Genomic DNA, 11,885 nt, shown 5'->3' with positions numbered 1-11,885 from the left:
TTAGCCCTGATCGCACTATTTTTCGTTTTAAGTTTTATTAAGAGGCATAAACAATTGACAATGAACGATGGACGATGGACAATTAAATTTTGGTCAGTTTACAAAAGAAGGAAGTAGTTTTATGGCGATGCAAATGAAAATATATGTACCTCCCCATCCTTTGGTTAAGCATTGGTTAGGAGTGGCACGGGATAAAAATACTCCTTCTACTTTGTTTAAAAGTGCCATGGTTGAGTTGGGGCGTTGGCTTACCTATGAGGCGATTCGGGATTGGTTGCCTACTATCGATACTCAGGTGGAAACCCCTGTAGGGGTGGCTGATGCTACTTTTATTAATCCTCAAGGTGCGATCGCCACTATCCCCATTCTTCGGGCTGGTTTAACCCTTGCCGAAGGCGCTCAAACCATTCTTCCTCTTGCTTCTACGTACCATTTGGGTTTAGTGAGAGATGAAAATACCCTCAAGCCTTCTTGTTATCTCAACAAATTACCCGAAAAGTTTGCCCCTGATACCCGTATCCTCATTTTAGATCCTATGTTGGCCACTGGCGGCTCCATGATGTATGCCCTCGAAGAAGTGGTTAAGCGGGGCGGAAACATTGATTTAACCCGCATTATCTGTGTGGTGGGGGCGCCCCCTGCCCTAAAGGAGTTAGGCACTGCATACCCTACTCTAACTATCTACAGCGCCATGATTGATGAGGAGGTTAATGACTCTGGTTTTATTGTACCTGGTTTGGGGGATGCGGGCGATCGCGCTTTTAATAATTGATTGATACTATTTTGTAAAATAAATATAAGTAGGTGCATTTACCAAACGGAAATTTTGCGATATTAGGCAATAAAATTGAAAGTTATTGTTTAAACCCTCACCATGAAAAGGGTAAACATAAAGCAGTTTTATTTGAGGCAAAATTAGGTATAACAATAAATAACGCTCATATTCTGAAGAAAGCATTAAAAAAAGCAGCTGTCAGTGAAAGAGTGAAAATAGTCAAAGAAAACGAATATGGCACCCATTACAATATGAAATTTAATTTACAAACAGACGTGGGTGAGTCATTAAATTCTCGCAGGTTGGATTATCAAAAAGGGAGAAAAATTTCCCAGATTAACCAACTGTTACCCCGTTAAGAGATAACAAAAAGCTATGAAAAAAATCAAGGATTTAGATTTAGTGGCACTGTTGGAGGATATGACTACGACACATTACGAAACAGGAGAAAAAATTATCCTTTATCAAGGACAAATTGGTACCGTGGTAATGGAATATGATGGTTTTGTTTTTGAGGTAGAATTTAGTAATAACCATGGGGAAACCTATGCCATGGAAACTTTAAAAATTCATCAATTGATGTTGTTACATTCTGATTTGGTATCAGTTGCTTAATTTTTGTTAATGATGATAGTCAGCAGAGCTTGAAATATCGGATAATAGAAGAAGAAAATGAGTAAGTATTACTATTAGCAGTTAATTTTATTATGGGTGAAAAAGATAATTTTGGAAGTGGTTTTCTTTTGGGTACAATTATCGGTGGTGTTGTGGGTGGTGTTTTAGGTGCGATCGCATCTAAAAAAGTAAATGACATGGGAAAACATAATAATGATTCCACATTAAATTCTGAGGATAAAGGATTTTTAAATAATAGAGAAAATGTAGAAACTGCACGATTAAGTTTAGAGGAAAAAATTAATCAATTAAACCATGCTATTGATGATGTGCGGGTTACCCTTATTAAAAATTCAGAATTAGAAACTGAAAATAATTAGTTTATCTTTTTCTCAACATCTATAAAATTTTTCTTAAAATAATATTTTTAAGTAGCAAAATAGCAATTATTAATTATTTCTCAACTAGACATTCTTTATTCACTGTATTATCCAAAATATTTAGTTTTTGAAATATTTACAAAGTTATCAAAAAAAACATAAATATTGTCTTTCATATAGGCATAATATTTATCTTAAGTTACTGAATATTATTTTGTAATAAGCTATTTAACATTATCTGTTAATAGATTATTTAGGAATCTCATCAACCTAAAAATATTATAAAAAATTTAACTATGCTAATGATAATGGTTTTATTTTAGTTGCTAAAAAGTCTATTAATCATTAGATAAATAACCATTGTAAAAATATGTCCCCTTCTGTGTCCTTAAATTATGAGGAAATAAAGAAATATCTGGCTATTATTGAATATAATAGCGATGCAATCATATTATTTGAGCCTATTGCTCAGAAAATAAATGTTAACTCCATAGGGAAAAAGTTATTCTTTTCAAATTATCAAGAAGACGATTGTTTTGAGGATAGCTATAATTTTAAATCATTAAAAATTGAATGGTTAAAGGAATCCTTAAATCAATTTATTGAGCAAGATAAAAAAGAATTTCAGTATAAAAAACAAGCCCATACTAATGTTGGGTTAATTTGGCTAAATATTAAATTAATAAAAATTGCTAATTCTCCTAAATTATCGTTCTTTATTTTAGTTATCTGTAGAGATATAACTAAGTTAATTTACACTGAAGAAAAGCTAAAGGCGATCGCCCATCATCATACTAACGGATTAATGGTGACAGATCAAGAAGGAAAAGTATTATTTATCAATGACATTTGCAAAGAAATGTTTGAAGGAAAAGCCAATAAAATATTTGGTGAATTATTCGGCATTCCCCTTACCTCCCAAAAATCCACAGAAATTATCATTCCCCGTAAACAAGGGCAAATGTTGATGGTAAATATGGACGTAAAACCTATTCAGTGGGAAGACAAAAAAGCCTATCTAATCACCTTTGTGGATGTTACCCACACAAAAAAAATAGAAGAACAATTAACCTTTTTACATCAAGCATCAGAACAAAGCCCAGCATCCATCATTATTACCGATAACACAGGCAAAATTCAATATGCCAACTCAAAATTTGAAAGAGTAACAGGCTATTCCCGAGAAGAAGTCATCGGCAAAAATCCTCGTATCCTTAAATCAGGGGAAACCAGTAAACAGGAATATCAAAAAATATGGCAAACCATCTCCAGCGGGAAAGAATGGCATGGAGAATTTCATAATCGAAAAAAAAATGGCGAACTTTTTTGGGAAATAGCTTCTATTTCACCCATCAAAGATGAATACGGTATCATCACCCACTATGTAGCAGTCAAAGAAGACATCACCGAAAAAAAACACCAAGAAGAATTACTATCCCATCAAGCCAACTATGACTATCTCACCGAATTACCCAATCGTCTTTTGGGTATGGAAAGACTAAAGCAAGAAATAAGTAAAGCCTACCGTGATAAATTATCAATCGCCCTTATCTTCCTAGATTTAGATAACTTTAAAAATATAAACGATACCCTAGGGCATCAATATGGAGATGAATTATTAGTAGTGGTAGCCCAAAGGCTTCGAGGCTGTCTGAGGGAGAGTGATACCGTTGCCAGACTTGGGGGGGATGAATTTTTAATTATAGTTTCTTCCCTTTCTTCTCCCGCCCAAGGGGAAATAATCGCCTCAAAACTACTTTATGCCATGAGAAAGCCGTTTACCATTGCAGGGGAAAAAAGATTTGTTTCTGCCAGTATTGGTGTTACTTTTTATCCTCAAGATGGAGATAATATCCAAAATTTAATAAAAAATGCTGACTTAGCCATGTATGAAGCCAAGAAAAAAGGTAGGAATAATTTTAAATTTTTTGATGCCCAAATGAATCAGGTAGCCCAAAAGAAAATGCTACAGGAAACTTATTTACGTAAAGCATTACAAAATAATGAACTATTTTTAGTTTATCAACCTATTCTGGAGCTAAAAACAAACAAAATTATTGGGGTAGAATCTTTAAGCCGTTGGCACAACAATATTTTGGGAGATGTTTCTCCCGTGGAGTTTATTAATATTGCCGAAGAAACTGGATTAATTATTGATTTAGGAAAATGGTTATTAGAAACAGTATGTAAACAGTTATCTATATGGCAAAAAAAAGGTATTTATATCTATGCTTCTATTAATTTATCTCCTCGACAATTTAGAGATAGCGATTTGGTGGATATTATTTTAGATACTACTAAAAAATATCAGATAAAACCAGAATATCTAAAATTAGAAATAACTGAACAAGTTTTACTAGAGGACATTCCCACCGTAAAAGATTTATTATTTCATCTTAATTCCCTTGGGTTTGAACTTTATTTAGATGATTTTGGTACGGGGTATTCATCCCTAAGTTATTTAAGAAAATATCCTTTTCAATTAATAAAAATTGACCGCAGTTTTATTTTAGAGATAGAAGAAAGTGAAAGAAATAAAACCTTAATTAAAACTATTATTTCCATGGCTCATAATATGAATCTCTCTATCATTGCCGAAGGTATTGAAACCCTCAGTCAACTTGATTTTTTAGAATCAGAAAACTGCATCGCTGGGCAAGGCTATTTATTTAGTCACCCTATCGAGGGGGAAAAATTGCTAGATTTTATTTCTTTGTTGAAAGGTGAGAACGGGGATAATACAATGGAAGATGTTATTTTGTGATTAATTCTTATATTGTTAAACAATGGATTTTAAAGTTAATTCTAGTTCGTTTTTAGATTGGAGTGGGGATATTCTCGCTTTAGGATTTTTTGAGGAGAAAACTGAGTTAACGGGAGATTTAGCTAGTTTAAATGACAAGTTAGATGGAGTTATTACCGAGTTAATCGAAGAAAATGATTTTAAAGGTAAAGCTAATTCTACGGTAGTGGCAAGGGTAGGTGCTAAAAACCCCATTCGTAAAATTATGTTGGTGGGCTTAGGCAAACAGGAAGATTGTACTTCTAATGGTATCAGATTGGCAGCAGGGGCGATCGCCCGTAGTACCGCAAAGGAAAATGGTAAAACCCTAGGCATCGCTTTAGGCATCGAAGATTACGAAGGAGATACCGTTGCCCAAATGATAACCGAAGGGGTAATTCTTGCTTTACACAAAGATAACCGTTTCAAGTCTGATGCTAAGGATGAGGTTAAACTAACTAATATCGATTTACTAGGTTTACAGGCTTCTGATAACGCCATCACCAAAGGTAAACAAATCAGCGATGGAGTAATTTTAGCTAGGGAATTAGTCAATTCTCCCCCCAACGACATCAACCCCATTACCTTAACCAAAGTAGCCCAAGATTTAGCCAAGGAATACAACCTAGAATTAAAAATTTTAGAAAAAGAAGAATGCGAAAGCCTAGGTATGGGAGCATTTTTAGGAGTTGCCCAAGCCTCCGATATTCCCCCCAAATTTGTTCATCTCACCTACAAACCCCAAGGCACAGCAAAACGTAAATTAGCCATCATCGGCAAGGGTTTAACTTTTGATTCTGGTGGTTTAAACATCAAAGGCGCTGGTAGTGGTATCGAAACCATGAAGATGGATATGGGCGGTGCAGCGGCTACCTTTGGGGCGGCAAAAGCCATCGCCCAACTAAAGCCCGATGTGGAAGTACATTTTATTAGTGCCATCACTGAAAATATGATTAGTGGGAAAGCCATGCACCCAGGGGACATTCTCACCGCTTCTAATGGCAAAACCATCGAGGTTAATAATACCGATGCGGAAGGACGTTTAACCCTCGCTGATGCCCTCGTATATACTGATAAGCTGGGAGTAGATGCCATGGTGGATTTGGCTACCCTCACGGGCGCTTGTATCGTGGCTTTGGGCAATGACATTGCAGGGTTATGGACTAGGGATGATAAACTAGCCCAAGATTTGCAGGTGGCTTCTGAGGGCGCTGGAGAAAAATTTTGGCAGATGCCCATGGAAACCGATTATTTTGATATTATGAAAAGTGCGATCGCAGATATCAAAAATACAGGTAGTCGCGCGGGAGGCTCAATTACTGCAGCCCTTTTCCTCGAACAGTTTGTGGAAAACACCCCTTGGGTGCATCTGGATGTAGCTGGGCCAGTTTGGGCAGAAAAACCTAATAACATCAATAATGAAGGGGGTACAGGATTTGCCGTACGCACCCTTGTTAATTGGGTTTCACAGTAAAATTATTTTTTTTCCCAAAGACACCAATAAAATAGGGTTTTTGTTACAAGTCTTTGAGGAGTAGTTTTAAGAGGGGTAGGTAAGTGTTAGGTTGAAGTGAATAAAGTTTTTTATTTTAGGAGAGTTTTATTATGGGAGAAGCTAAACGCAGACAAAAATCTTTGGAAGAAGGATATAGCAAAGAGGACAGAATTGTTTCTTGGTTTCCTCTTACGAAAACTCAAGCCTCTGATGCTTATAAGTTAACCACTCAAGGGGCATGGGTAGGAATTATCTCTCTAGGCATTACTTGGGTTATTATTCGTTTTGTAGGGCCTGGATTTGGTTGGTGGCACGTTAATTAACAATTGATAATTAATAATGGATAATAACGAGGTTTGAAATTGCAATTTATCATCAACAAGTTATTGTACTTGTTTACAAAAAGTTTGATTTTAGGCAATTCCTTTTCTACTTTTATTGTACTAAGTTAGGGTTTTCTTAAATTTAGGTGATGGGTTTAAGTAATTGTTAGTAAATACGAGAAATATTGGGAGTGTTAGGCTCTTTTTTATATCTTTTTTTGTATAATTTTTAATATAAAATAAATGAACTATTTAATCGCAGTATTATCCGATAGGATTAAAGCGGAGGAGGCTTACACTGCTTTGGAAAAAGCAAATATTCCCCTTCAACAAGTATCGATTTTGGGAAAGGGTTACAAAACCGCCGATGAGTTTGGATTTCTTGATCCTAGTCGTGAAGGGCGCAAAAATTCTATTAGAATGGCATACTGGTTGATTCCTTTCGGTTTCTTTGGCGGTTATACTTTTGATGCTATTACTGGCTTAGATACTTTTGCATGGGCTGGTACCCCTTTTAACCATATTATAGGTGGTTTTTTAGGGGCGATCGGTGGTGCCATGGGTAGTTTTTTTGTTGGTGGTAGTGGTACTTTATTACAGGGGGCAAGTGATGATTTACCCTATCGTAATCGCTTAAATGCTGGAAAATATTTAGTCGTGGTGCAGGGGAATGATTTTATCAAAAATAAAGCCACCCTTGTTTTACAACCCCTTAAACCTGAAAATTTACAGGGCTATGTAGAGAATTGACAATTAGACCTATACTCAATTTGTCTGATTTATTCTACATAAACATTATTCCGTTAAATTATTGTTGAGATTGACAGAAATATTCAGAATTAAAAGCAATTAATTTTACTGGTATAAATTCAAGTTTTTACCTAAGTTTAATCATTATCAATTATCCATTATTAATTATTCATTATTCGATGTTACCGAGAGAAGATTTTTTAAATAGGGTTGAAAATAGAGCCGAAATTGCTAAAGTTTTAGATAAGGCTGAACAAGCATTAAAGACATGGGAGTTGGTAGTGACAGATTTTTTGTCTCCTCCTGTATTAGCAGAAGTGAATCAAATTTTTGGTCAATTAACGGAGGTACAAATTATCCCTTGGGGTGGTTTTCCTCAAGCTGAAAGAAAGAGAGTGGGTATTCATCGGGAGGAAATTCCCTGTGATGTTTCCCAGATGCCCGTAGTTGCCTTAGATATTGCTGGTAATTTTTTGTTTGATACGGCTACCCATCGAGATTTTTTGGGGGCAATTTTAGGTGCGGGGGTAGTTAGGGAAAAGGTTGGTGATATTATCGTTTTGGGGGAAAGGGGGGCGCAGGTGGTTGTGACTCCTGAAATGGTTGATTTTTTTGAGTCTTCTTTAGTACAGGTGCGCTCTGTGCCTGTAAAAACCAAGAGAATTGAGCTTTCAGATTTGAGAGTAAGGGAACCCAAAAAGAAAGAAATGACTACCGTAGAGGCTTCTTTACGCTTAGATGCGATCGCCTCTTATGGCTTTGGTTTGTCCCGCTCAAAAATGGCAGATGCTATAAATAACGGTGATGTGAGGGTAAATTGGAAAGAAGTTACACAATCTAGCCACAATCTTAAAAGTGGTGATTTAGTCTCTTTTCGAGGCAAAGGAAGATTAGAAATAGGTGATATTAGTATTACTAAAAAAGAACGTTATCGTATCGCTTTAACCCGATTTGTTTAGTTTCGTTGGGGAATAGGGAATAGATAATGGAAAACTGTGTTAACAATGCACAATTAAAAATAAATTCTCCCTTATCAAGGGAGACTAAGGAGATTCAATTTTCCTTGAATTAAATATTGTTATTAGTAATAAAAAATATAGTAATTAAATTTAAAAAAGTATAGATATAATGGACGATTTTACCCCAGATTTAGCAGGATCATCATTACCCCCTCAAAATATAGAAGCAGAAGAAATAATTTTAGGAGGCATATTATTTGATCCCAATGCTATGGGTAAAGTCGTTGATATATTGCAACCAGAAGCCTTTTACGTACAAGCTCATCGTCATATTTACGAAGCATCAAGACATCTCTATTTTCAAGGGCAACCCGTTGATTTGATGACCGTTGCTACTTGGTTAAGTGACCAAGGTTTACTGGAAAAAGTGGGCGGAAATACAAAGATAATTAGCTTATTAGATCGTACAGTTTCCGCCGCAAATATTGCACGATATGTACCTTTAATTACTGAAAAATATATCAGACGTTTATTAATTTCTACTGCCAAAGAAATCGGCGAATTAGGGTTTGATACCACCAAAGATTTAGATAACGTTTTAGATGAATCTGAGCAAAAAATATTCAGTTTAACCCAAGCAAGAGTTCAAGAGGGTTTAGTACCTATTTCTAGCACTTTAATTAACACTTTTACTGAGATTCAAGCCTTCCAAGAAAAAACAGCCTTACCCGGTATTAGTTCAGAATTTTATGACTTAGATGGCATGACAGGGGGCTTTCAGCGCTCCGATTTAGTCATTATTGCTGCCAGGCCTTCGATGGGGAAGACCAGCTTTGCTCTCAATATAGCTTCTAACATAGCAAAACATTCTAATTTGGCGGTGGCAATTTTCAGTTTGGAGATGTCGAGGGAACAATTGGCTATGCGTTTATTGTCTTCGGAGGCACGGGTGGAAAGTAATCGCTTGAAGTCTGGACGGATTACGGAGCAAGAAATGGAGCCGTTGATGAGTGCCATGGGTACTTTGTCGGAGTTGCCCCTTTATATTGATGATACTGCTAATTTAACGGTGATGCAAATGCGATCGCAAGTTAGACGTTTACAAGCAGAAAGTAAGGGTAAATTAGGATTGGTATTATTAGACTATCTTCAATTGATGCAGGGAGGCGGTGACAACCGTGTACAGGAATTATCAAAAATGACAAGGGCGCTAAAAGGTTTAGCAAGGGAAATTAATGCCCCTGTCATTGCCCTATCCCAGTTGAGTAGAGCAGTTGAGCAACGCACCAATAAACGCCCCATGTTGTCGGATTTGAGAGAATCGGGATCCATAGAACAAGATGCAGATTTAGTGTTAATGTTATATCGTGACGAATATTATCACCCTGATAGTGTTGATCAAGGAGTAGCTGAGATAATTGTGGCAAAACATCGTAATGGGCCCACAGGCTTAATAAAACTCCTATTTCGTCCCGAATTAACCCAGTTTTTAAATATGAAAAGAGGAGGTTAAATGAAGATAAAAGAACTTATTTTTTATCCCATCAAATCCTGTCGAGGGATTAACCTTTCCTCTGCTCAAATCGACGAAAAAGGGCTATCAGATAGTGATAATAGTTTATATTACGATCGCACCTTCATGATCGTTGATGAATCAGGCAAATTTATCACCCAAAGGCAATATCCCCAACTAGCCAGAGTTATCGTCACCATCGAAGGGAAAAAAATTACCCTCAGTTTTGATGACTCCTCCATGGAGTCTATTACCTTTATTCCCCAAAATCAGGGTAATACAATTGAAGTACACGTATGGGGCGATCGCACTTCAGCCATCAATCAAGGAAAAGAAGTAGCCCAATGGTTTCAGGAAATTCTTGAAATGAAAGGATGTCATCTCGTCAAACAAAATAACCAAAATATTAGAGCCATTAATCCCCAATATAGCACCAAAAAAAACCAACCCGTCAGCTTCGCTGATGGCTTCCCCTACCTCCTCACCAATACCGCCTCCCTTGCTTACCTCAACCAAAAATTAGAAGCAAATTATCCTCAACAACATCAACAAATACCCATGGATAGATTTCGCCCCAACATTGTCATTGAAACCGATACCCCATTCATCGAAGACACATGGGAAAATATTACCCTCGGGGAAATAAAATTTAAGATAGCCAAACCATGTAGTCGTTGTAATATAACTACCACAGATCAAATAACAGGAAAAATCAATCCTCAAAATGAACCTTTAAAAACTCTTAGTAGTTTCCGTAACGTACCTCAACAGGGAATAATGTTTGGACAAAATATGATTGCCCTTAACCGTGGACAATTGACAATAAATCATGGAAAATAGATAGTTTAATTTATTCCTAACAGATTTTGTCTTTATCTCCTCATCCCTTTGTTTCATATTATATTTTTTAAAATTAAGTTTTCACGATATATTACTGCTGTCTTACTGATAGAGGCTAGAGGAATCACACTAAAGGATTTAGGAAACATTTTGTTCAAAGATACAATGATTAATTATTGTCAGAATTATTTGTGGAAAATATTTGTAAAAATAATTTAATAAAAATAGGCTTTTCATGTTTTTAGAGCAGTTATATCTCCAACATTTTAGAAACTATATTCAAGAAGAAATAAAATTTACTAATAATAAAATAATACTATTAGGAGATAATGCCCAAGGAAAATCTAATATTCTTGAATCAGTAGAACTACTGTCCACCCTCAAAAGTCATCGTAGTACTAAAGACCTAGAATTAGTTTATCATGATCGTCTTTATGGACAAATAAAAGCAACCGTCAAAAATAAATACGCAGACTATGATTTAAGCATTACTATCCCCGCTAAAGGCAAAAAAGAACTAAAAATAAATCAAGAAAAAGTTAGTCGTAATTTTGAATTTCTAGGCTTATTAAATACCGTTCTTTTTTCTAGCTTAGACATAGATTTAGTCAGAGGAAGCCCTGAATATAGACGTAATTGGGTAGATAGTTTATTAATTCAATTAGAACCTATTTATTATCAATTAATAAAAAATTATTACCATGTTTTAAAACAAAGAAATGCTCTCTTAAAACAAATCAAAAAAATGGGCATTAATTCCCTAGAAAAGTTAAAACAAGACGTAAAGGCGATCGAATTAAAATTATGGGATGATAAATTAGCCGAAGCAGGTTCAAGAGTTAGTAGAAGAAGAGCAAGAGTCTTGCAAAAAATAGAACCTCTTGCCAAATTTTGGCACAACGAAATTAGTAATAAAACAGAAAAATTATTAATTAATTATGCCCCTAATGTCTATGGAGAAAATGACACTCCAGAAAGTGTACAAAACGCCATAAAACTCGAAATAGAACAAAAAAAAATAGCAGAAATAAACTTAGGAAATACCCTCGTAGGACCTCATCGGGACGAAATAGAGTTTATAATAAATGATAGCGTAGCAAGAAATTATGGATCTCAAGGACAACAGAGAACTTTAGTTTTAGCCCTTAAGTTAGCTGAATTACAGCTAATAGAGCAAGTGGTAGGAGAGCCACCATTACTATTGTTAGACGATGTAATGGCAGAATTGGATTTAAAAAGACAGCAGCAGTTATTAGATTCTCTAGGCGATCGCTTTCAAACTATAATAACAACAACACACTTAAACTATTTTGAAACTAATTTATTAAATCAGGCTCAGATTATTAAAGTTCAAGGAGGGAAATTATATTTTTAGGTCAACATGAAGATAAAAATGTAACTTTTTTCTGAATCCTGTACTCACCAAAATAATCAGATAAGATAAAAGACGGTA

Annotated in this window: 12 protein-coding genes; all 12 read left to right on the top strand. The window is 35.5% G+C overall.

Annotated features, from left to right (window positions below):
• Positions 1-121: 121 nt before the first annotated feature.
• The 12 genes from upp to recF all read left to right on the top strand — a co-directional run bounded on the left by upp (position 122) and on the right by recF (position 11,807).
• Positions 122-772, top strand: coding sequence for a uracil phosphoribosyltransferase (upp, locus tag A5482_RS05905; RefSeq protein WP_069790848.1), 651 nt, complete (start codon positions 122-124; stop codon positions 770-772).
• Positions 773-804: 32 nt separating this feature from the next.
• Positions 805-1,134: a DUF6883 domain-containing protein gene (locus A5482_RS05900; RefSeq protein WP_242411942.1), complete on the top strand. Its 330-nt coding sequence runs from the start codon at positions 805-807 to the stop codon at positions 1,132-1,134.
• Positions 1,135-1,150: 16 nt separating this feature from the next.
• Positions 1,151-1,390, top strand: coding sequence for a DUF4926 domain-containing protein (locus tag A5482_RS05895; RefSeq protein ID WP_069790815.1), 240 nt, complete (start codon positions 1,151-1,153; stop codon positions 1,388-1,390).
• A 92-nt stretch (positions 1,391-1,482) separates the two neighbouring features.
• Positions 1,483-1,770, top strand: coding sequence for a hypothetical protein (locus A5482_RS05890; RefSeq protein WP_069790814.1), 288 nt, complete (start codon positions 1,483-1,485; stop codon positions 1,768-1,770).
• 370 nt (positions 1,771-2,140) lie between these two features.
• The gene (locus A5482_RS05885; RefSeq protein ID WP_069790813.1) at positions 2,141-4,534 is read left to right on the top strand and encodes a GGDEF and EAL domain-containing protein; all 2,394 of its coding nucleotides are present in this window, start codon (positions 2,141-2,143) and stop codon (positions 4,532-4,534) included.
• Between the two features lie 22 nt (positions 4,535-4,556).
• Positions 4,557-6,026 (top strand): leucyl aminopeptidase, encoded by a 1,470-nt coding sequence (locus A5482_RS05880; protein ID WP_069790812.1) that lies wholly within the window; start codon positions 4,557-4,559, stop codon positions 6,024-6,026.
• Between the two features lie 131 nt (positions 6,027-6,157).
• Positions 6,158-6,370 (top strand): DUF2839 domain-containing protein, encoded by a 213-nt coding sequence (locus A5482_RS05875; RefSeq protein ID WP_069790811.1) that lies wholly within the window; start codon positions 6,158-6,160, stop codon positions 6,368-6,370.
• A gap of 243 nt (positions 6,371-6,613) precedes the next feature.
• A complete protein-coding gene (locus A5482_RS05870; RefSeq protein WP_069790810.1) occupies positions 6,614-7,120 on the top strand; it encodes a hypothetical protein in 507 nt (168 codons plus the stop codon).
• A 179-nt stretch (positions 7,121-7,299) separates the two neighbouring features.
• Entirely contained in the window at positions 7,300-8,079 is a 780-nt protein-coding gene (locus tag A5482_RS05865; protein ID WP_069790809.1) for a photosystem II S4 domain protein, read from the top strand.
• Between the two features lie 169 nt (positions 8,080-8,248).
• Positions 8,249-9,592 carry a replicative DNA helicase gene (gene dnaB, locus A5482_RS05860; protein WP_069790808.1) on the top strand — a complete coding sequence of 448 codons (1,344 nt, stop codon included), beginning with the start codon at positions 8,249-8,251 and terminating at the stop codon, positions 9,590-9,592.
• A complete protein-coding gene (locus tag A5482_RS05855) occupies positions 9,593-10,432 on the top strand; it encodes an MOSC domain-containing protein (RefSeq protein ID WP_069790807.1) in 840 nt (279 codons plus the stop codon).
• Positions 10,433-10,667: 235 nt separating this feature from the next.
• On the top strand, positions 10,668-11,807 hold the full coding sequence (recF, locus tag A5482_RS05850; protein ID WP_069790806.1) for a DNA replication/repair protein RecF: 1,140 nt from the start codon (positions 10,668-10,670) through the stop codon (positions 11,805-11,807).
• Positions 11,808-11,885: the final 78 nt, after the last annotated feature.

This window comes from Cyanobacterium sp. IPPAS B-1200, assembly GCF_001747005.2.
Taxonomy (GTDB): Bacteria; Cyanobacteriota; Cyanobacteriia; order Cyanobacteriales; family Cyanobacteriaceae; genus Cyanobacterium.
This window is presented reverse-complemented; position numbering and strand designations above follow the sequence as displayed.

Bases quoted from the DNA above. Each gene is read 5' to 3' on its own strand.
- upp (WP_069790848.1), top strand. From the start codon at position 122: ATGGCGATGCAAATGAAAATATATGTACCTCCCCATCCTTTGGTTAAG.
- A5482_RS05895 (WP_069790815.1), top strand. From the start codon at position 1,151: ATGAAAAAAATCAAGGATTTAGATTTAGTGGCACTGTTGGAGGATATG.
- A5482_RS05890 (WP_069790814.1), top strand. From the start codon at position 1,483: ATGGGTGAAAAAGATAATTTTGGAAGTGGTTTTCTTTTGGGTACAATT.
- A5482_RS05885 (WP_069790813.1), top strand. From the start codon at position 2,141: ATGTCCCCTTCTGTGTCCTTAAATTATGAGGAAATAAAGAAATATCTG.
- A5482_RS05880 (WP_069790812.1), top strand. From the start codon at position 4,557: ATGGATTTTAAAGTTAATTCTAGTTCGTTTTTAGATTGGAGTGGGGAT.
- A5482_RS05875 (WP_069790811.1), top strand. From the start codon at position 6,158: ATGGGAGAAGCTAAACGCAGACAAAAATCTTTGGAAGAAGGATATAGC.
- A5482_RS05870 (WP_069790810.1), top strand. From the start codon at position 6,614: ATGAACTATTTAATCGCAGTATTATCCGATAGGATTAAAGCGGAGGAG.
- A5482_RS05865 (WP_069790809.1), top strand. From the start codon at position 7,300: ATGTTACCGAGAGAAGATTTTTTAAATAGGGTTGAAAATAGAGCCGAA.
- dnaB (WP_069790808.1), top strand. From the start codon at position 8,249: ATGGACGATTTTACCCCAGATTTAGCAGGATCATCATTACCCCCTCAA.
- A5482_RS05855 (WP_069790807.1), top strand. From the start codon at position 9,593: ATGAAGATAAAAGAACTTATTTTTTATCCCATCAAATCCTGTCGAGGG.
- recF (WP_069790806.1), top strand. From the start codon at position 10,668: ATGTTTTTAGAGCAGTTATATCTCCAACATTTTAGAAACTATATTCAA.